This window comes from Nonomuraea sp. GTA35, from assembly GCF_041950525.1.
Classification (GTDB): domain Bacteria; phylum Actinomycetota; class Actinomycetes; order Streptosporangiales; family Streptosporangiaceae; genus Nonomuraea.
In genome coordinates, this window is the sequence record NZ_JBGNUV010000037.1 from 1 (window position 1) to 19,690 (window position 19,690).

The window sequence follows — 19,690 nt, forward strand, 5'->3', positions numbered from 1 at the left end:
CAGCGGCTCGATCCGTTCCCACAGACTGTCCGGCACGATCCACGGCAGTTGCTCGCCTTTCTTCACACGAAGATCAACGACCGGCAGTGTCGCGGGATACGGCCTAGATCATTTTGTTAGGACCTCTAACTGCTCGAAGGTGCCTTCCTTGGCCCAGGCGGAGAAGTAGTAGTACACGGTCGTGCGGGGCGGGAAGTCGTGGGGTAGGTACTTCCAGGCGATGCCGGTGCGGTTGAGGTAGAGGATGGCGTCGAAGATGTCCCGCAGGCTGGTCGACGGGTCGGGGACGGTGATCCCGGCCCGCGCGCGAGCCTGCATGCGTGCGGCTCGCCAGGCGCTCAGGGCCGGCTCGAGTAACGCCCAGCGGGCGTCGGACAGATCCGAGGGGTAGGGGCAGCGTGCAGTCATAGCCCTCCTGTAGCAGCTGTCGCCGTAGAAGGCTCGCACGTGTCGGGTCGGGCGATTGTCGGGCATCCCGGGATCGGACGGGCAGGATGTGTGTCATCAGGCAAAATGCCAGTTCGATGGCCCTTGCTCGGACAGGCCATACGTGGCGAAAGCCCGTCAATCCCGACATCTCGGGCCAGGCCGAAATCAGCACGAACCCTGACAATCAATCATTAGATGCCCACTGAGACGGGGCGGTCGCTGGTGCTTATCAGGAGGTTGCTCCCTCGCTCGCTGCGGTCAGGGCGGCCTTGAGCTTGGCGCGGCGCCCGGCGGCGAACCCCGGGTGTCCTGTCTCGTTGAACTTGAGGCATAGGGCATCTCTCACCTGCGGTGCCTCAGATTGGATGAGACAACGTCGAGTGGGGTCGTCTCGTCGATCATGAGGCAATGCGGTAGAAAGTTGGTCTCCGTGCCGGTTCGATCACGTGGTGATCAGAACTCCCAGTAGAGGAAGAATCTGGCAAGGAAGGCCAGAGCGGCAACGAAGAAGGCCGTCGTGCCTACACTGAACAGAACCAGGACCGACTTCACCACACCAAGCTCGTACCGGAGGATGAGGGCCCCTCCGACAAGAGCCGCGCCGACGATGTATCCGGTCACTGCGAGCGGGCCGAGCCCGAAGCTGTTGGATGGACCGAGATAAATTCCCAGCGCCAAGGCGACTAGGCCGAAGCCCGGCAACCCAAGCAGCATCGACATCCGTCGCCCCATTGGCAATTCAGGCCCCTCTCGAACCAGCGCTCCAGCAGTGCATCAGCGGGTTCTGCCGCTTTACCAGACCACGACCGCCCACCTCCAGGTGCAGCACCTCAAACCCAGTCGCCCGCGACGCTTGAGCACCCACCCGCTCGGAAGATCACCCAGGATGGTGGCCTACACCTTAGCGACCATGACTTAGATAGGTGAGAAAAGCGGCAGGATGCCTCATGATCGATCAGACTGCCTCAAGTCCAGCGAGACAGGACACCGGGAGTTTGAGGTCGGCGTCGGTGCGGGCCTTAAGGTCGCCGATCGTGTGGATCGACGCCTCCGCGAGAGGCCGGAAAACGTGCCAGGTCAAGCCGTTCAGGTTCCTGATCAAGTGGCTGTCGGGCAGGCCGGACGCGGCGGCCAGGTCGGCGATCTCGGTCGTGGGGGTGCTCATTCGGGTTCCACCTGTCCGGATGCGATGAGGGCGATGGGAGAGCCGGGCTCGGCGGCCTGGTAGATGGCCACGAGGCGGTCGATGACCTCGTGGTGCGTCTCGGTCGGCAGCCGCAGGGCGACGGCGTTGATCGCGTACGCGGCCCTGGCGCACTCCTCGTGGTCGTCGTCCGGGTCCGGCGGGAAGTCCGGGTCATCGTGGATGGGGACGAACACGCGGTATGCGCCGTACCTCGGGTCGTCGTGGCGGTAGGCCGCTACGACGTTGGTGCCGCCGGTGCGCGTCCAGGCGGGCGAGGCGTCGAGGTGGCTCTTGAGCGTGGTCTCGTCGGCGTCGAGCGGCACGAGCTGGATGTCCGTTGGTTGCACGTTTGGGCCCTTTACTACGTCCTGGGGCTTACGTCTCGGCCGCGCTCGGGGTCGCAGTCCGGGGCGGGCCGTTCTCCATGATCATGGCGGTTTTATAGGCGGAACCAACATTCCCGGTAATAAAATGAGACCGTTGTCCAACATGTACATGCTGGGCTCCCTGCGCTGGCTGTCCAGCTTCCCGTATGGTGGAGACATCCACCAAGACACGCAGGGAGCACCACGACATGGCTACCGAAGCGCTGGGCATCTCCGAGGCTCGCAGCCAACTCGGCACGCTCGTAGCGCGAGCCGTCCACTCTTGAAGAGGCAGATGTTCGGCCGTGCCAACTTCGACCTTCTACGAGCCCGCGTCCTCCGCTACTCCTGACAACTCCACGCTCTGTCACCGAGATCATCGAGAGTGGGTCAGAGCCCCTCAACCCGGCCACCTGCGGCTACTTTTGCAGGCTTTGGCTCACTCTCGATGATCGGTAACTGGTGAGTCGGTTCATTGTGCTGCATGCGCCGGCGAGCAAGCATGCCTGCACTCGGATCCCGGCGCCACCATGGCGGCTCGTCGCGGGGGCGTTGTTCGTCCACCAGCGCTCGGCCAGCCGCAGTGCACAGGGTGTGGCCTAGGCTGAGATGCATGATCAAAAGCCGGTCCCATGCCTTAGGCGTGATCAGCGTGCTGAGCTGGCTTGTGGTCATCACAGGCCGGTACCTTCTGTGGCTCGAGTACGACGACCGTCACCTCGAGCAGCTCATCCTGATGTCGGCACACGTCGTCGCGGCGATCTCCACGATGGTATGGGTGCTGCTCGCACGTGGCGGCAGTGTCAGAAAATACGTGGCGATTACGGGGATAATCGGACTGACTGTCCTCGTTGCACTTCTCCCCTGGAACGGCATCTTCGCGCGAACATGGTTCGCGGCACATCACAGCAGCTTCGCTGCCCTGGCCGTACTGGCCGAGGGCAGAAAACTGAAGACGGATATGCCTGAGGGCGGGTGGGTTGAGCTGCCGGGCCGGTTCGACCATCTGGCCCCCGGGCGGAGCGCTGCGGAGGAGGGTTTCTTCAACTCTCATCCCGGACGTTTTCTCATCCTCGGCCTGTCGTACGACGAGGTGCCGGAGAACTCGTTTCTCTACGTCTACGATCGGCCTGATGCGGCGCGGGTGAACCCATGTGAGCTCAAGGGAACCGGCTTCCAGGCGTATTACCGGTGTACTGGGCTGGGCGAGCGCTGGTGGTGGCTGCAACGCAGGCCGGACTATTTGGACCGCAGATAGTAGCCGCCACCGATAACACGCTCCGTGACGGGATCATCGAGAGTGAGACAGAGCCGGAGAACTACGCCCGGCTGCGCAAACCGCTCCAGGCCAAGCTGTTCACCGCCGAGTTGCTGGAGGAGATGGACGCCGAGCTGTCGCTGCTGCACGATGCCCTGCCGTCACTGCCGTGGCTGGAAATCGTCGAGCGTAAGAAGGGCGGCGCGATCGTGCTCTCGCCGCTGGATCCGCTGCCCGAGCCGCGCAGCCTGCGCAAGCTCAAGGCCGCGGTGCGCCCCCGCTGGGGCGTGGTGCCGCTGCTGGACATGCTCACCGAGACCGCGCTGCGCACCGGCTGCCTGGACGCCCTGATCCCGGCCGGCACCCGGCTGGGAATGGACCCGACCGAGTTCTTCGAGCGCATGCTGCTGGTCATCTATGCGCTGGGCGCCGGCGCCGGGATCCGGTCGGTGGCCGCCGGCGAACACCCCTATAGCGAGGAGGACCTGCGGTACTGCCGCCGCTGGTTCCTGTCGGTGCCCGGGGCACGGCAGGTGGCCAACACCATCGCCAATGCCAATGCCACCTTCGCCGCCCGGCAAAGCGCCCTGTGGGGTGAGGGCACCACCGCGGTGGCCTCCGACTCCACCCACTTCTCCGCCTACGACCAGAACATTTTCACCGAGTACCACTCGCGGTACAAGCGGGCCAAACGGGGCGTGCTGATCTACTGGACGGTCGAGACCGCGGGAGCGATGGCCATTTACAGCCAGCACCTGGCGTGTTCGGCCTCGGAGGTGCATGCCATGGTCGAGGAGGCGATGCAGCACGAGACGAACATGAACGTGGAGACCAACCATGTGGATTCCCACGTAACCAGCCTCATCGGGTTCGGCATCACCCGCTTGCTGAACTTCGACCTGGTCGCCCGCTTCAAACAGATCAACGTGATGAAGCTGTACCTGCCGGGCCGAGGAGACCGGTTCGCGTACCCCCTGCTGCGCCCGGCGCTGACCCGGCCTATCCGCCCCGACACATCGAGAACAACTACGATCTGATGATCAAGTATGCGACGGCGATCCGGCAGGGCACTGCCTCCACCGAGGCCCTGCTACGCCGTTTCCAGGGCGAGACCACTCACCCGGCCTACTCGGCGATGCTGGAGGTGGAGTGTACCCAGAGAACCATTTTCCTAGCTCGCTGGCTCCGTGACCGGGACCTGCAGCATGAGACCGAGTCCGGGCTGAACGTGGTGGAGAACTACAACGGGGTCAACGATTACATCCGGTAAGCGCGGGGAGCTGGCCTCAAATAGGCGCGAGGAGCAGGAGGTGCCGATGCTCTGCTTGATGATCTTGCAGAGCAGCCTCGGCTACATCAATACCCTGATGATTCAAGACTGCCTTGCTGAGCCGGAGTGGGCGGAGGTGCTCACCGACGTCGACCGCCGCGGTTTGACTCCGCTGTTCACCACGAACATGACGCCGTACGGGACGGTGCAGTTGTGCCGCGACCGGCGGCTGGACCTGACCGGGCCACCGCCTCCTCCGGAGGTATAAGGGGGCCTCGGAGACTGCGTTGACGCCAGGTCACTGCAGCACCGGGGTCTTCCTGGTCTTCCTGACAGTGCGGTGTACCAGGGCGTCGGTTGGACCCCCGCCCTGGTTATCGTCGTCGGGGCCTGATTCTGCTGCGATCAGGAGCGCCGGCCGGGCTGGTCCACGATCATGGCTTCCAGCTGGGAGGTCAGGCTCACCGTGCCTGCGTTGAAGGTCTCCTTACTGCCATCGGCGCGCTCGTACGTCCGGTCCTGCAGCCGCGTCGAGTTGGTGCCCAGATACCGGAAGGTCTGCGGGTCCAGGACGAGAGAGTTCCGTGCCCCATCGTCGTCGAGGCTGAAGGCCACGCCTCGCCGTCCGTCGGCCACGGGCACGTCCTCGGTCATGGTAATGCCCTTGATCGCAGGCAGCGCACGGAAGAGCGCGGCCCGCACCTCAGGGGCGAGCCACTGCTCGGAGATGAGCTGGTTGATCTCCATGAAGAGCATCACCGGCGGGACGTGGCCCTTCAGCTCCTGCGGCCCCCGGCGGTCCTCCTCGAGGATGGCCGCCTTGATCCTGGCGATCACCCCAGCCGGGCTGACAGGAGCTTTGGCGAGCTCAGCCGGGTTGAAGACCGCGCTGCCCTGGAACATCAGCTTGCCGCCCTGGTACCAGGCCGACTGCTTGCCGTCCACGCTGGTCCACCGTTCCCAGGTGGCGCGCCGGTCCCGGTCAACGTCAGCCTCGATGCCGGCCAGCTGCAGTTCCTTGGTGTAGAGCCACTGAGCGGGTCCCGGCGCGGGCGTCGGGTCGTTCTCGGCCGCGCTGGCCGCACGCTCGCCGAGCTCGGCCACGCTGGCCACCGGCGCCATGTCCGGCTGGTCCCTGAGCGTCACGATGGTCCCGCCGACGACCAGGGCCAGAGCCGCCGCCACCGCGATCCGCCAGCCGAACCTTCTCGTCCCGGACGCGGCCGGCTTGCGCACTGCCTCCGGTTCGTGGATCGCTGTCATCAGCCGCGCCTTGGCAGCAGTCGCGGCGTTGTCAGTCATCGCCGGGGTGTTCCGGCGAAACTCCTTCAGCTCGTTCACTACAGCTCCTCATCCCCTAGCACGTTCCTGGCCTTCTTCCGCGCCCGGTGCAGCCGTGACCGCACAGTCCCCACAGAGATGTCCAGCGCCCGCGCCACTTCCTCGTACGACATGTCCTCCCACGCCACCAGCAGCAGCACGTCCCGATGCCCACAGGGCAGCGACGCCAGCGCCCCCGCCAGCTCACGCTCCCTGCCCTGCGCCGCCACCCGGCGCGCCACGGTGTCGTCCAGTGCCTCCGGCAGAGGGTCCACTTTGGTGCGGCTCAGCGCCCGCAGCAGCCGTTCCTCCTGCCGCCGATGTCTGGCGATCAACGTGGTGGCGATCCCGTACAACCAAGGCCTGGCCAGCGCGAACGACGTGTCATACGTCCCGCGCCTGCGGAAGGCCGCCAGGAACGTCTCGGCCACGATGTCGTCGGCGGTCTGCGTGCCGAGCCGCCGAGCCGCGTACAGATGGATCTGCTGGGCGTAGCGGTCGAACAGCGCCGCGAACTGCTCTGGGTCGTGCGCCGAACGACGAATCAGTTCTCCATCGTCGATCTCGACCGTCTCAGCACTCAACGCCTCTCCTTCGTGAGTAGGTATTTCACCGTGCTGTCTCCCGAAGGGCGTCACCAGGTTCCCCAAAGCTGTGACACGGCGGAAATGTGATGCCGCCGCCCACAGGCGGCAGGTGTAGGCACTACCCCCCGGGTTCCGCTGGCAGAGATGGACGTGCTGGTCGATACCGCACTCGGGAGCACGCTGCGCGAGATTCTCGGTGAGGACACTGACGGAGGGCTGTCGATTCGGGATGCCAGAGACGTGCGGAAGGGTTGCGGGATAACCTCTGAGGTGCCCCTGATCTTCCGGACACGGTGCCAAGTAGGGTGCTGACTGGTCTGGAAGGAAGGGTTCGTGGCGGGGAAGAACTATTCAGAGGAGTTCAAGGACGAGGTCGTCAAGGCTGTCTTGGACGAGCGGTCGACGATTGGGCAAGCCGCCAAGGATTTCGGTGTATCGCGGGAGACCGTGCGGAACTGGGTGGCCAAGGAGAAGCGCCGCCGGTCGGGGAACACCGAGCCGGCTCGGGATGCCGCGGAGCGCGCAAGGGTGCGCGAGATGGAACGTCGGATCGCGGAACTTGAGCAGGAGAACGCCTTCTTGAAAAAATGCGCGGCCTTCTTTGCGAGGGAGCAGTAGCGGGCGAGAAGTTCTCGCTGATCCACGCGGAGGAGGCTAACTTCAGCCTGCCCATGATGTGCCGTCTGCTCGGGGTTTCGAGATCGGGCTATTACGAATGGAGGGATCGGCCGATGTCGGCCGGGAAGCGGCGTCGTGAGGACCTTAAACCGTTGATCGAGGAGGTGTTCGCCGAATCGGGGCGGACGTACGGTTACCGGCGGGTGCATGCGGCGCTGGCGCGGATGGGGATCGAGGTCGACGACGAGCTGGTGCGTGCGTTGATGCGGGACCTGGGCCTGACGCCGGTGCAGGTCAAGCGGCGACGTGGGCTGACCGTCGCGGACAGGGCGGCTGGCCCCATCCCGGACCTGGTGGGCCGCGACTTCACCGCTGAGGAACCCGGAGCCAAGCTGGTCGGCGATATCACTGAGATCAAGACTGGAGAAGGGCCGCTCTATCTGGCTACTGTCATTGATTGTTTTTCGAAGGCGGTGATCGGCTGGGCGTTGGATGTGCGATATCCGGCCGGTTTGGTGTGCGCTGCCCTCGACATGGCCGCGACGCGGGTCGATATTCCCGTTGGAGCGATTTTTCACTCGGACAGGGGCAGTCAATATATGTCTCACGAGTACGCCGTCACGTTGAACCGGCATGGCTTGAGGCAGTCGGTCGGGCGGACTGGGATCTGTTTTGACAACTCAATGGCGGAGTCGTTTTTCGGCAAGCTGAAGACGGAGTTCGTTCATCATCGCAGCTTCACGAGTGTGGCGGAAGCGCGTATGGCTGTGATCAAGTATATAGAGGGCTTCTATAATCGTCGGCGCCTGCATTCTGTGTTGGGATATCGGCCGCCGCTGGAAGTTCTCGAGGAATGGTTCGATAGGCGAGCCGCTGCATGATATAGTTTATTTACTCCGGTGTCCGGAAAACGTGGGGCATGTTACTCCGTTATCTGGCAAGGTAGCGATCAATGGGGTGGCGCGAGCTGGGCGACCGTCGCCCGGCGTGGAGGCTTCGTTTCCCCGGTTATCTGGCAACTCGGCGGATGGTGGAGGCGTACCGCATCGATCCGGTCATCGTCGAGCAGCTCGGCCGCTCCCACCCGCTCGCCCGGCACCTGGACGATTTCCTCACCGACCTGGCCAACGCCGGCGCCTCCGTCCACACCCGGCGCGCCTACCGCGGCGACCTGATCACTTTCGCCGCCCACCACGGCGAGGAGATCGGCGCGCTGACCGCCGCGCCGATCCGGGCCTTCCTGGCCGAGCTCGCCGACCTGTCGCCGGCCAGCCGCAAGCGTAAGCGCGCCGCCGTCGCCTCCTTCGCCAAGTGGGCGGTCCGCCGCGACCTCATGGCCGCCAACCCGATGGACCGCATCGACACGGTCAAGGTGCCCAAGAGCCTGCCCCGCCCGGCCGTGGCCGCCGACGTGGCTAAAGTGCTGGCGGTGATCTGCTCGCCGCGGCCGCGCAAGGACCTGCCGCTGGACCGGCTGCGGGATCGGGTGCTGTTCGAGACCGCCTACGTCTGCGGCGCCCGCGCCTCGGAGGTCTGATCTGGATGAGTGGCCAGGACGTCGGGTGCGGCCTGCAGCATGCCGAGCAGGACCTCGCGCTCATCGGCCTTGGCACCGGCGAGGGCGAACAGCACCGGCAGCCCGCCCAGCGTGCACAGCAGGTGCAGCCGCAGCTCCCAGAAGTAGCGGGAGTGGGAGGCGCAGTAGCCGTACTCCGCCCATCCGGCCAGCGCCGAGCGGCGGGCCGTCTCCCGCGAGCGGCCGCACTCGATCGGCGTGGAATCGGCCACCCAGACGTCGTCACTCCACAACGAGGTATCGGCGGCCAGGATCCGGATCATGTGCCGGACCAAGCTGCAGGCGCTGCGCAGCCGCCGGTTGTAGCCCGGCTGGCCCGGCAGGTGCGGGAACATCGCGCCCAGTTCGGCGCGGGCATACCGCAGCCAGCGGCGCTCGGAGGTGAAGCCCAGCAGCGCCGACAGCACTGCCAGGGTCACCAGCTCAGCGTCACTGAGTTTCGGCGCGGTGCCGACCTTCGGCCGCCACGGTGCGAGTTGCGGCTGGACCTTCAACACATCGTCGATCCGCACGTACAGTGCGGTTGCGAGGGTGTTTAACTCTTTCGTCACACATCGAGCTTGGACACCCTCGCCCTATCTCCGCAGCTACGCCTTGGCATCAATCATCTAGTCAGGGCGAATCAGGTCCTTTCGTTCGCCTCTGGATCGGCTGGAGAGGTGTGCGGACGCAAGGTCTAGGTCGAGCGATCCGCAATCCAGTTGCTGACCTGACCATCAGCGTCAGTGACCCGGACCGACATGCGCTCTCCCGCAGGGGTATCGGAGAAGATCACCAAGGCGTGGTTATCGCCGACGTGTCCCGCGCCGACGGTGTAGGCCGTCCCTTGGAGTTCCGCCGCCGCCAGCAGCACTGGCCGCGCCTCGACCCGTGCGCCGAGCACGGCGTCGAAGTCGGTCAAGCGCAGTAGGTGCCCGTCCCGGGTGCCGATGAACACCTCGATGGGATCGCCGCCCTCGTTACGGCGAAGCACGAAATCGGACACCTGTACGCGCAACTCCACCGACTGGCGGGGAGCCTGAGCCACCACCTCGCGCAGGTCCGCACCGTCCAGAAAGATCCCCACCAACTCGGCGACGCTGCACAGCATCATGCCCTCGGCGTCGAAGACCGCGGCGCCCGCGGGCAAGGCAATGGCCTGACTGTCCCCGTTCCGGCCGACCTGGCCGAGGACGGAGATCAGACGTTCTCGAATCAGGTCGCGAAATTCCAGGTGCGGCTGTCCTAGCCGGCCGAGGGGCCCGTCCGCGGGGATCGGCCTTTCCGGCGTCACCAGCTCAATGCCGTAGTAACGGGCTTTGGCGACCGCGCCCGCGGTGAAACCACTGGAGGAGACCATCACCATCTGATCCAGCTCCAGGTCCGCGTGCTTGGTGACCACCTGCTCACCCCAGGTAATGTCCGGCTTCTGGCGGTGGTCACGGCACTCGACCCCGATCCGCACCTGCCTGCCATCACGAGCACGGCTGGTGATGAGGACGTCGACTTCACGCAGGCCCCCTGTACGGTCAGGCAGCATCGCCGACTCGGTGACCACAGCGTCGGCATCGACATGGGACCGGATGAAGTAGACGACCGCCTGGAAGTCATTGGACCGTGCGGGCATGCGCACACGGTAGCGGTCGGGGCTGACGGTTTCTGGCCGCCCCGGTGCGCGCGGCCGCGCGGGTGAGAATGGGCCGCCGCGATCAGTGCCGCCGACGGGGCGAGGTGCTCGGTGACGGCGGCGATGGCCTCAGGACCGGGTTCGACGTAGCGCATGGCGGTGCGGGGGTCCTTGTGGCGGGTCTTGCCCATGATGAGCTGCAGCGGGACCTCGGCCTCGCCGAGATGGGTGGCGGCGCTGTGGCGCAACTGGTGCAGGCCGAGCCCGGCGAACTTGTCCAGCAGGACGCGGGCACGGTCGTAGCCCAGGCGGGCGCGGCCAGTGTGCGGGCAGATGTCGCCGGCGGCCGGCCGCCGGGCCCGGACTGGGCGGCGTTCGGACAGGAACAGCGGGCCGAGCATGGTCGGTGCTTGGCCGGACCCAGCAGTGTCCAGAATACCGGAAGCAGATTTCCGGCATCGAGTGGCCGCGTTGGTGGAGCTTGAGCGCGTGGGCCGGTGGCCTGATACCCAGCAGCCTGCGGCCATGACTGAGATCCTGAGGCTGACGCCCGATGATGCGTTGGCGATGCTGCTGGAGGGCAACCAGCGGTTCGTCGCCGGTACGCCGGAGCACCCCAACCAAGATGCCGCCCGCCGCGCCGAGACCGCGCCGGCGCAACGCCCGTTCGCGGTGCTGTTCGGCTGCTCCGATTCCCGGCTGGCCGCCGAGATCATCTTCGATCGGGGCCTGGGTGATCTGTTCGTGGTCCGCACGGCCGGGCACGTGGCCGGCACCGAGGTGCTGGGCAGCATCGAGTTCGGGGTGAGCGTGCTGGGCTGCCCGCTGGTGGTGATCTTGGGCCATGAGTCGTGCGGGGCGATCGCGGCGGCCTGTGCCGCCGCGGACGGCGGTAGCACTCCGGCCGGTTTTGTCCGTGACGTGGTAGAGCGGGTGATGCCGAGCGTGCTGGCGGCCCGCGCCGCCGGACACGATCAGGGCGAGCAGATCCTGCATGAGCACATCCGGCACAGCGCCGGCCTGCTGCTGGAGCGCTCTCGGGTCCTGGCGGAGCGGGTGGCCGATGGCCGCCTGGCGGTGGTGGGCCTGTCGTATCGGCTGGCCGACGGCAGCGCCCGGCTGGTGGCCGCGCATGGCCTGAGCGGGGCTGCGGTCTAGATACGCCTCTGGGTGGCGGCCCCGGATTGCGTAGGCGAGCAGGGCATTGCACGTGCTCGGGCAGGAGGGTTGGGGCCCTGAATGGGTGGTGGCGCTGCCGGCTGCTCTACCTTGCGGGCGGGGCACCGGAGCGCCTTTGATCATCGTCGCGTCGCTGTGCGCGGAGTGCGGCTGCAAACAGCAGTGGAAGGATGGCGAGGGTGACGGTAAGACCTGGTGACATCGACAGTGCGGCCGTGGACAGGGCGGCCATCGACAGGGCGGCCATCGACAGGGCGGCCGGAGTGCTGCGCGGCGGAGGTCTGGTGGCCTTCCCGACCGAGACCGTCTATGGGCTGGGTGCCAACGCCGCCGACGGCGCCGCCGTCACGCGCGTCTTCCAGGCCAAGGGGCGCCCGCCCTCCCACCCGCTGATCGTCCACCTCGCCGAGGTGGAGCATTTGCGCGGCTGGTGGCGGACGTGCCCGCCGCCGCGCGGCTGCTGGCCGAACGCTTTTGGCCAGGGCCGTTGACGCTGGTGCTGCGGCGCGGCCGCCGGGTGCCGCTGGAGACGACCGGCGGCCTGCAGACGGTGGCCGTGCGCGTGCCCGCCCATCCCGTCGCGCTCGCGCTGCTGTCGGCCTTCGGCGGCGGCATCGCGGCCCCGTCGGCCAACCGCTTCGGCTCGGTCAGCCCCACCACGGCCGGCCACGTCCGCGCCGAACTCGGCGACGCCGTCGATGTCGTGCTGGACGGCGGCCCGTGCCAGGTCGGCGTCGAGTCCACCATTGTCGATGCCACGGGCGAGGCGCTGAGCATCCTGCGGCCCGGCGGAGTGACGCGCGAAAACCTGCAAACGGCGCTGGGGCGCCCGCTCGCGGTCCCCGCCACGAGTACGGTCCGGGTGCCCGGCCAGCATCCCTCGCACTACGCGCCGCGAGCCCGGGTCGTCCTGATCGAGCCCGAGCAGGTGATCGCCGAAGCGGAACGCGCGCAGGAATCGGGGCATCAGGTGGACGTCCTGCTTCCTCCCGCCTTCGCCGACGCCGAGGTGAAAGTGCACGCCATGGCGGCGGTCCCGGCGTCGATGCCCGCCTACGCGCGCGAGCTGTACGCCTTCTTGCGCGAACTCGACCGGCAAGGCTGCGACCTCATCATCGCGTCCCCGCCGGCGGAGCAGGGGCTGGGAGCCGCGATCGCCAACCGGCTGCGCCGCGCCGCAGGACCACGGCCCGCCGCCTGATCGGCACCGCGCCGCCCCCGCCCGGTACCGCCGGCTGAGTGTCAGGGGCCTGGTCCGGTCCGGGGAGTGTCGGGGGTGGATCCTTCATCGTCGATCATGTGTACGGGCTGCTGGGGGGCGGCGGGATGGCGTAGGCGTAACGTGAGCCGGGATTGGCCTCGGGGGTGGTCGAGGAGGACCTGGTCGCAGACAGAGTGGATGATCCATAAGCCGAATCCGCCGGGGCCGCGTAGGTCGGGGATGCGGTGCAGGTGGTCGGCGGTCAGCTTGCCGGCTGGGTCGGTGATCTGCACGGTGATGCCGTGATCGTCGTGGCGGGCGTGCAGCGTGCCGCAGCCGGCGCCGTGCTCGAGCACGTTGCTGGCGGCCTCGTTGACAGCGAGCAGCAGGTCGGTGAGGCGGGCGCCGGTCAGGCCTGCGGCGGTGGCGTAGGCGTGTATGCGCTCGCGCAGGGCGGCCAGGTCGGCGTCGATCGGGCAGCGCAGTTCCCCGGTACTGGCCATGGCCGTGAACCACCTGCCCATCTGTCACAACGGAGGGGGCTGAGGGTTGCCCGCTCTGAATGCCGATATGGCGAAGTGTAAAACCTTGCCGGGACGGTGGCAGCCCGGGGCGTGTGGCTCACTGGTGTGGTGGCCAGGTGGCCGCGTCGTCCAGACCGGCATATGGCGGGAACAGGTCGACCAGCTGGGTGATGTGCAGCAGGCGGGCCAGCGCGCCTTGCACGCCGATCAGCCGCAGGCTGCCGCCGCGCAGCTCGGCGGCACGCTGCCGGGTGATCAGGGTGTGCAAGCCGCTGGAATCGCAGAAGCGCAGGTCTTCCGCGTCGATGATGATCTTCGGTGTGGTGTGCGCCAGGATCGGGTCGAGAGCCTGGCTGAGCTGCTGATGGCTGTCTCGGTCGAGCTCACCGGCGAGACTGACCACGCTGTAGCCGGGCTGGTCGTTGACGGCGATCGACAGGTGAGTCATGGCGGGGGTCAATCCATGCCGGGCGGCAAAGTGAGGTCGGGTTCAAGCCCCCTACCCGCCTACGGGCCTTTACTCCCCGTGCGCCGTGTGCATGTCGAGCTCACGTGCACGGGGACTCCCATGGTGCCTCGGTAACGTCCCCCGGGGTCCTGAGGTGCCGAAAGGGGTGCGCAGGGTTGGTGCCCAGCGAGGGACACCGCACGCGCTGACGGTCGTCCTGGGCCCAGCGGGATGTTACCGGGAGGCGCGGGCCGGACCTCATACCGGAGGGAGCCGACGACGGCACGGCCATGCGCGCGCACCTGCCGTGCGCCCTGGCGGTAGGCGTCGGCCGGCCGATCGGGGTCGCCGTCCCGTTCCAGGTTCTCGGCGGTGTAGGTCAGATAGTTGCTCAGCCACAACCGGGCGATCTTCTCGTGGAGAAATGACGGTCCCAGCGTGCGCTCGGCCACCGCGGCGGCATCCTCGCCGGTGCCGCCATCTTGGAAGCGCACGACCAGAAAGACCGGTCCGGCGCATTCGGACGGCCTGTTACGTCCGGCCATCGCGCCCGCCGGCACACCGCTCGAGACGGGCGTAACCGGCGGGCAGGCGGTCATGCGCCTTGGGTGGGTTCGGCATGGCCGGGCAGGTGCATGAGGGCGATGGCCTGCTCCACATGATCGTAGATGCGCATCGCCCGGTGGGAGCCGGTGACCTCCAGGAGGCGTGCAGGCCAGGCTGCAGGGCCGCCAGAGGCGGGGCGGCGCCGTGGGCCTGGGCGGTATCGGCGGCCTGGAGCAGCACGTTCAGCCCGATGTTGTCCAGGAAGGACAAGCCGCTGGCGTCCACGATCACGTGCTCGCCCGGCCGTCGGACGGGCAGGTGCCGGCAGGCGAGGTTCAGGGCGCCTCCCGCATGGGGGCCGTCGGGCCGTCCTGCGCCGCGGCGATGGCCTGCTCCACGCTCGGATGGATGATCAAGGCGTCCCAAACGCCGGTGACCTGCAGCAGGTGTGCGGGCGTGTCATGGACGTCGGCCAGCAGCAGGGCGCCCTGCTGCTGAAGACCGGCGTGCGCCGTCAGCAGCACGCGCAGCCCGCTGCTGTCCAGGAAGGTCAGCCGGCTCAGGTCAAGGACCAGGCGACGGCCCGGGCCGCACAGCCGGGCGAGGCAGGACTGCAGCTGATCGCTGTTGGTGGCGTCGACCTCGCCGGCCACGCTCAGCACGAACACGTTCCCGTCCAGCTGCCGGCTGTCCAGGCTCAGCGGCGACATCCGGTGCCCTGCTCTCAGCGCGTCGGGCGGGCCCGGCCGGCACGTACGAATGGTGCGGGCATGAACCCCTCCTCGGGCGAAGAAGATCGTGGCCTCGGCTGTGCCGGCGGTCCGCACCGTCGCAGCCCTGGCATGACTTTATATCCGAAGCAGGATACAGGAAAGAAGCTTCACCCTTAGAATCTGTGCACAGGGGGAGAGGCGTCCTCGCGCCCGGCCCGATCCGCGCCGCCGAGGTGGAGAAAGCGACCACAACCATGCCGGCACCAGCCATGAACGCTCCCGACGACCGCCCGCCTACCTGGACCTTCCTCACCCACCACGCACGCGTCCTGGTGACGCTCACCCGCGACCCCGACGGGCGGGTGCGCGACATCGCCACCGAAGTGGGCATCACCGAACGAGCGGTGCACGCCATCATCACCGACCTGCACCAAGCCGGATACCTGACCCGCGAGCGCGTCGGCCGGCGCAACCGCTACACCCTCAACCTCGACCGGCACTTCCGCTACCCCACCGAGGCAGGCCTGCCCATCCGGCTGCTGATCCGCATCTTCACCGACCAGGATCTGCACCACTCCACCGACCGATCACCATGACAGGCGTGCCCCGTCCTGTAAGAGCGGCTGACGACCGTGACCAGGGCCGACGACCATGAGCAGGTCATCGCGCTCATCACCACGCCACCCGGCGGCCAGATCACGCCGCCATCCGGCGGCTCGACTCCTGGGCTTGCGAGCACGCTGTGCACCCAGCCATCCGTCCGGTGTTGACCAGGCCGGGACGAAGGCGCGGCGGGACTGCCACTTACGAGTGGAGCTACTCGCTGGCGCGGGTGTCCATGACGTCCTGTCCTACGTCCTCGGTCGTGATGGTCCTGCCCATTGCCGGCCGACGGATCGCGACCTGCTCCGAGACCCAGTCACAGCTGTGGCGCCTGATGGATGATGCGCCCGGCCGGACACACGCGGCCTGACCTGGATGCGCGCTACGGGAGCTGGAGCGGAACTGAGGGCCGGCTACGACGAGTGCGAGAACTGCAGCCACCACGTTAGCGAGACCGAGGCGAGGGACCTGGTCGGCGAGGAGGCGGGTGCGTGAAGGATGACGCGCGATCACGACGAGGGGTCCTGCAAGAAATACCCACACCAGCACAAAGAATCCGATGAAGCAGTTTCCGTCCTTGCGAAACCCTCACGCGAAAAACACGAGATTTCCTCCAGCTTCTTGACTGCTCCTCCACCGGAGGGGCCACCATGAAGGTGCAGGCAAGAGACCAACAACGGGGGAGTCTCATGCTCAAGAAGGCATTCGTCATAGGGACGCTGGTGACCGCCGCTGCTTTGGCCCCACCGGCAGCCGCACAGGATCAGCCCCACCAGACCACCGCCTCCAGCACATCCACTGTCTGCACTTCCACCTCCTTGCACGGCAGGCCATGTGAGTGGCGCGAAGGAAAGCGCAAGCGATGCAAGTGGTGCATGAACAAGAAGGGCGTCTACAAGAAGCAGTACTGCGAGCAGAAGAGCTCTCGTGGAAACGCGCCGGGAAAGGCTCCCGAGGCGCCGAAGAGGCCGAAGAAGGAGCTCACACGCTGTAGCGCTGGTGTCCAACCGTTCGGACCGTGCCAAAGATGCGTCAGGGCCGGAAAGATTGTTTCCACGACCTGTCTGGGGGAGAAGCCGGGAGATCCTGCTCCCTAGTACCCGCCCTGCCGTCTTCCGCACTTCGGGGCATGGGCAACCCACTGCAGGGCCCATGTCCCGACCCGAGCGGATGTCTGTGGCAGAGGCGAATAGCAGGTGAAGTGAAACCAGGTGGCGCACGAACATGCATTCGGCGACGATGGGCTGAGAACTGAGAGAGCGGCAGCAGCTCCTGGTCACACCAACTGAGCCAAAATCAGCCCATAGCGCAAAAATGAAAAGAATCCTTGGGGATTGCGGCATTGAGTTTCATTCGGAGCGGTGTCGTAGAGTTGAGGTTGAGTGTACCTGCGCGTGCCTCTAGAATCCGTCGAAGAGATGCATTCCGGTGAATGTCGGATGCGCATCTGGTGGGAGGTAACCGTCTGCCCCAGAGCCTCATCGCTAATCTCGTAGAGGAGAGTGAGGAACCATGCGTTGCGCTGGGCAATCCATAATCCTCGGCTGGACCCTTCTTCTCGGGGCGGCGCTCTCACCAGCGGCTGCCGCGGCGTCAACCATCGAGAGCCGCAGAACGAACGTCGTCCAGCAAGCCATGGCGGCAGACCCGCCGTCTCCGTACCAGAAGGGGTACGAGAAAGGGAGCGCGGACGGGTACGCGGCTGCCATGAAACAAACACGCGATCACTGCGCCGCAAGCAACAAGCCGTGGCCGTCGGTAGAGGAAGGTAACGCCTACAGTCAAGGCTACTTTTACGGCTACAGAGACGCATACAACAACGGATTCCGTGAGGGAATGGATAAGTTCTGTAGCCCTCGTTAGCCAGCGAATCCAACGCATCTGTTTCGGCGCTGCGTAACGGAGCATCCGCGCGATAATCGCTGTCGCATTGCCGTATAGGACTGCACGTGCCGCCACGTGGCACGACGCGACATCGAGGCGGTCCTGGCCGGACGTGATCTCGCGCGTCTGGAGGAGGCCGCCTCGGCGGTCGGTCTCCCCGACACGGAACGACGCGTGGCCGACACCAGCGATCATGAGGCGCTTGTGCGCGCGTTCCACGACTGCGACGCCGTCATCAACTGCGCCGGACCCTTCACCTCCTCAGGTGAGGCCGTGGTCCGCGCCGCGATCGCCGCAGGCTGCCACTACGTCGACACCTCAGGCGAGCAGCTCGCTGCGAAGCCGGGCCAACACGCTCATTGCGTGCGGCAGGTGACGCAGCGCAACGCTGGCCGCAAGACCGCGGGCATCGACGGGGAGGTCGCGCTGACCTCCGAGGCCAGGGCCGGGGTGGCGGTGCGCGTGAACGCCACGGTTGGTTCCTGGAAGCCGCGCGCGGTCAGGCGGGTGCACATCCCGAAAGCCAGCAATCCCGCAAGCTCCGCCCGCTCGGCATTCCCACGTGCCCCGCGGACTGCGCGTTCACGCAGAAGGAGCGAGGTTTCGGAATCGTTCGTCACGATCACTCACCCGTTCCATCCGCTGCGCGGGAAGCGTCTGCGTGTGCTGTTCGAGCGCAGGCTGTTCGCTGGGCGGGCGTTGTCTTGTGAGGGTGGTCCGCTGGGGCTGCGGGTGCCGATTAATCATCCGGCCAGGTCAAGCCGCATGCCGATACTCCTTCAGGATGCCTCCAAGTCGATCACGTCGATGGATGTCGAGCACCGTGATCTGGACTGGGTCAGCGTTGGGAATGGGAAGCGGTCGGAGCGGAGCTGCCTGGCGGAGAGCCCGATGCGGTCGGTGTTCGTTGTGGAAGGTTTCGAACTCGCGCAGCGCGTGCAGAAGGTGGTGCTGGTTCCAGATCAACGTCCGGTCCAGCAGTTCGCGTCGGCAGGTCTGGATCCACCGCTCCGTGATTGCATGCATTCGCGGTCTCCGGACACCGCTCTTGACGATGGGTAGTCCGGCATCGGCCAGCACCGCGTCGAAGGCCGCGGCGAACTTGGCGTCCCGGTCACGGATGAGGAACTTGGCCGAGCTACCCATATCTTGCAGGTCCATGGCGAGGTTGCGGCCTCGGCACCCGCAGGGTCAGACTCTCGCCGAAGACGACCTCGTCATGTCCGTCTGCTCCTGCTGCGCCGTGCCTTACCCCGGGGCAGACGCTCGCCATCGTCATCACGCGCAAGGAAGACGGTCAGCCCATCCACCTGATCAACCATCTGTAAGATTGCCGGTGTGGACGGGCGCCGACGGCCTTGACTGGATCTTCGTCGGAAGCTTGCTCGACGTCCGGCAGAAGACTAAGGAATGACGTGCCCACACACGAGGAAATGGCAGCGCTCTACGGTAGTGCGAACCTATTCACGGCGTCGGCGATGGAGCTCGAGAAGTTCGGGCTCGTTCCGAAGGACGCCGAAGCGCTGGGGGTCGTCGGGCTTCCCGTCAACAGCTCTCCATTCTTCACCACCGAGGTCGTGGGCGGACCGGAGTTCCTGACCGTCATCGACGTCACCACCTCCAACGGCATGGACCACCGAGAAGTGATCATCGGAGGGCCGCCCGGCGATCCCGGCATGCGCTTCTCGGTAAGCGCGTACGAAGGCTTCATCATGCTGGCCCAGTTGGACGGACCTCGCCCGAAAGGCGAAATCGTGAACAACCTGGGCGAGTTCATCGAATTCCTCTATCAGATCAAGCTCCACGAAGTCCGTTCGGCCGCCGATCCGGCTGTTCGTGACGAGTCCTTCCGCGAACTGTCGAGCCGGCTGAGGGCCTTGGACCCGTTCGCCTTCGAACAGCCGGACGACTGGTGGTCCATCGCCATGGAGCTCTGCCGGCCTTGAGAACCGTGGCTTGGAGGGCGGCGTGCGGGCGGCTGTGGTGGTAGGTCCAGATGACATCCGCAGCCCGTGTCAAAACGCCGGGGGTGCTGAGGGGGCGGAAGATGAGGTCACGGATGTGGCCATGATGTGAGTTGTGAGCGCTAAGTCATGGAATGTGATAAGCGAATTCAAGGTGACCTACGTCGTCGCTGATGGCGTGGAGCAGCTCGTTGGGTTGGAGCGGCTGGCGAGCGTGACTCTGGAGGAGGCGCTGCCTGTCCGTTCGTTTCCGTCCTATCGCGGCAGCGGAACTATCCAGGCTGGTACTAGGGCGTGTATTTGGTTGTGATCAATCTGCGGGATCCGCCCTCGTTTCGGGGTCCGATCCGGTAGATCGTTTTGCGTGACGCGAGTGCAATTGACGGATGTGGAGTGGGAGTTCATCGAGCCCT

General features: G+C 66.2%; 19 protein-coding genes and 4 pseudogenes. 11 read left to right on the plus strand and 12 right to left on the minus strand.

Features of this window, described 5'->3' with window-relative positions; genetic code table 11:
- Positions 1–126: 126 nt before the first annotated feature.
- The 4 genes and pseudogenes from ACBJ32_RS58715 to ACBJ32_RS58730 all read right to left on the minus strand — a co-directional run.
- Positions 127–408 (minus strand): annotated as a pseudogene (locus tag ACBJ32_RS58715) (transposase); the annotation flags it as partial.
- A gap of 474 nt (positions 409–882) precedes the next feature.
- Complete coding sequence (locus ACBJ32_RS58720) at positions 883–1,149, minus strand: hypothetical protein (RefSeq protein WP_375134293.1); 267 nt, start codon at positions 1,147–1,149, stop codon at positions 883–885.
- 235 nt (positions 1,150–1,384) lie between these two features.
- Positions 1,385–1,594 (minus strand): hypothetical protein, encoded by a 210-nt coding sequence (locus ACBJ32_RS58725; protein ID WP_375134294.1) that lies wholly within the window; start codon positions 1,592–1,594, stop codon positions 1,385–1,387.
- Positions 1,591–1,962: a hypothetical protein gene (locus ACBJ32_RS58730; protein ID WP_375134295.1), complete on the minus strand. Its 372-nt coding sequence runs from the start codon at positions 1,960–1,962 to the stop codon at positions 1,591–1,593. Before ACBJ32_RS58730 ends, ACBJ32_RS58725 begins: the two co-directional genes overlap by 4 nt.
- A gap of 631 nt (positions 1,963–2,593) precedes the next feature.
- Here ACBJ32_RS58730 and ACBJ32_RS58735 point away from each other — a divergent pair.
- The 3 genes and pseudogenes from ACBJ32_RS58735 (at position 2,594) to ACBJ32_RS58745 (ending at position 4,776) form a co-directional block, all read left to right on the plus strand.
- Positions 2,594–3,238: a hypothetical protein gene (locus tag ACBJ32_RS58735; RefSeq protein WP_375134296.1), complete on the plus strand. Its 645-nt coding sequence runs from the start codon at positions 2,594–2,596 to the stop codon at positions 3,236–3,238.
- The gene (locus ACBJ32_RS58740) at positions 3,196–4,275 is read left to right on the plus strand and encodes a Tn3 family transposase (RefSeq protein ID WP_375134297.1); all 1,080 of its coding nucleotides are present in this window, start codon (positions 3,196–3,198) and stop codon (positions 4,273–4,275) included. The genes ACBJ32_RS58735 and ACBJ32_RS58740 overlap by 43 nt, the downstream gene beginning before the upstream one ends.
- Positions 4,275–4,776 (plus strand): annotated as a pseudogene (locus tag ACBJ32_RS58745) (Tn3 family transposase). The gene ACBJ32_RS58740 and the pseudogene ACBJ32_RS58745 overlap by 1 nt, the downstream one beginning before the upstream one ends.
- A gap of 137 nt (positions 4,777–4,913) precedes the next feature.
- Here the strand turns inward: ACBJ32_RS58745 and ACBJ32_RS58750 are convergent.
- The gene (locus tag ACBJ32_RS58750; RefSeq protein ID WP_375134298.1) at positions 4,914–5,849 is read right to left on the minus strand and encodes a CU044_5270 family protein; all 936 of its coding nucleotides are present in this window, start codon (positions 5,847–5,849) and stop codon (positions 4,914–4,916) included.
- Positions 5,849–6,412, minus strand: coding sequence for an RNA polymerase sigma factor (locus ACBJ32_RS58755; protein WP_375134299.1), 564 nt, complete (start codon positions 6,410–6,412; stop codon positions 5,849–5,851). The genes ACBJ32_RS58750 and ACBJ32_RS58755 overlap by 1 nt, the downstream gene beginning before the upstream one ends.
- A gap of 336 nt (positions 6,413–6,748) precedes the next feature.
- On the opposite strand from ACBJ32_RS58755, the gene ACBJ32_RS58760 reads away from it, so the two are divergent.
- Both ACBJ32_RS58760 and ACBJ32_RS58765 read left to right on the plus strand, forming a co-directional pair.
- Positions 6,749–7,914 (plus strand): IS3 family transposase gene (locus ACBJ32_RS58760; RefSeq protein WP_375134300.1). Its coding sequence is split into 2 segments (ribosomal slippage): positions 6,749–7,010 and positions 7,010–7,914, totalling 1,167 coding nucleotides; the frame shifts between segments, so codons are not numbered across the junction.
- 146 nt (positions 7,915–8,060) lie between these two features.
- Complete coding sequence (locus ACBJ32_RS58765) at positions 8,061–8,570, plus strand: tyrosine-type recombinase/integrase (protein ID WP_375134301.1); 510 nt, start codon at positions 8,061–8,063, stop codon at positions 8,568–8,570.
- On the opposite strand, the gene ACBJ32_RS58770 is transcribed toward ACBJ32_RS58765, so the two are convergent.
- Positions 8,537–9,160 carry a hypothetical protein gene (locus ACBJ32_RS58770; protein ID WP_375134302.1) on the minus strand — a complete coding sequence of 208 codons (624 nt, stop codon included), beginning with the start codon at positions 9,158–9,160 and terminating at the stop codon, positions 8,537–8,539. The genes ACBJ32_RS58765 and ACBJ32_RS58770 overlap by 34 nt on opposite strands.
- Before the next feature lie 125 nt (positions 9,161–9,285).
- On the minus strand, positions 9,286–10,215 hold the full coding sequence (locus ACBJ32_RS58775) for a hypothetical protein (protein ID WP_375134303.1): 930 nt from the start codon (positions 10,213–10,215) through the stop codon (positions 9,286–9,288).
- 525 nt (positions 10,216–10,740) lie between these two features.
- Between ACBJ32_RS58775 and ACBJ32_RS58780 the strand changes: the two genes are divergently transcribed.
- From ACBJ32_RS58780 to ACBJ32_RS58790, 3 genes and pseudogenes are all read left to right on the plus strand, one after another.
- On the plus strand, positions 10,741–11,373 hold the full coding sequence (locus ACBJ32_RS58780) for a carbonic anhydrase (protein WP_375134304.1): 633 nt from the start codon (positions 10,741–10,743) through the stop codon (positions 11,371–11,373).
- 191 nt (positions 11,374–11,564) lie between these two features.
- Positions 11,565–12,124: pseudogene (locus ACBJ32_RS58785) on the plus strand (L-threonylcarbamoyladenylate synthase); the annotation flags it as partial.
- Positions 12,125–12,187: 63 nt separating this feature from the next.
- On the plus strand, positions 12,188–12,595 hold the full coding sequence (locus ACBJ32_RS58790) for a Sua5 family C-terminal domain-containing protein (protein WP_375134310.1): 408 nt from the start codon (positions 12,188–12,190) through the stop codon (positions 12,593–12,595).
- 41 nt (positions 12,596–12,636) lie between these two features.
- On the opposite strand, the gene ACBJ32_RS58795 is transcribed toward ACBJ32_RS58790, so the two are convergent.
- From ACBJ32_RS58795 to ACBJ32_RS58805, 3 genes are all read right to left on the minus strand, one after another.
- Positions 12,637–13,119 carry an ATP-binding protein gene (locus ACBJ32_RS58795; RefSeq protein WP_375134305.1) on the minus strand — a complete coding sequence of 161 codons (483 nt, stop codon included), beginning with the start codon at positions 13,117–13,119 and terminating at the stop codon, positions 12,637–12,639.
- 97 nt (positions 13,120–13,216) lie between these two features.
- Entirely contained in the window at positions 13,217–13,567 is a 351-nt protein-coding gene (locus tag ACBJ32_RS58800) for an STAS domain-containing protein (protein WP_375134306.1), read from the minus strand.
- An 881-nt stretch (positions 13,568–14,448) separates the two neighbouring features.
- Positions 14,449–14,823: an STAS domain-containing protein gene (locus tag ACBJ32_RS58805; RefSeq protein WP_375134307.1), complete on the minus strand. Its 375-nt coding sequence runs from the start codon at positions 14,821–14,823 to the stop codon at positions 14,449–14,451.
- 272 nt (positions 14,824–15,095) lie between these two features.
- Here ACBJ32_RS58805 and ACBJ32_RS58810 point away from each other — a divergent pair, with 272 nt between their 5' ends.
- Positions 15,096–15,422, plus strand: coding sequence for a helix-turn-helix transcriptional regulator (locus ACBJ32_RS58810; RefSeq protein WP_375134308.1), 327 nt, complete (start codon positions 15,096–15,098; stop codon positions 15,420–15,422).
- A gap of 1,966 nt (positions 15,423–17,388) precedes the next feature.
- Positions 17,389–17,754 (plus strand): annotated as a pseudogene (locus tag ACBJ32_RS58815) (saccharopine dehydrogenase NADP-binding domain-containing protein); the annotation flags it as partial.
- A gap of 315 nt (positions 17,755–18,069) precedes the next feature.
- Here ACBJ32_RS58815 and ACBJ32_RS58820 read toward each other — a convergent pair.
- Positions 18,070–18,474: an integrase core domain-containing protein gene (locus ACBJ32_RS58820; protein ID WP_375134311.1), complete on the minus strand. Its 405-nt coding sequence runs from the start codon at positions 18,472–18,474 to the stop codon at positions 18,070–18,072.
- A gap of 254 nt (positions 18,475–18,728) precedes the next feature.
- Here ACBJ32_RS58820 and ACBJ32_RS58825 point away from each other — a divergent pair, with 254 nt between their 5' ends.
- Positions 18,729–19,259, plus strand: coding sequence for an SUKH-4 family immunity protein (locus ACBJ32_RS58825; RefSeq protein ID WP_375134309.1), 531 nt, complete (start codon positions 18,729–18,731; stop codon positions 19,257–19,259).
- Positions 19,260–19,690: the final 431 nt, after the last annotated feature.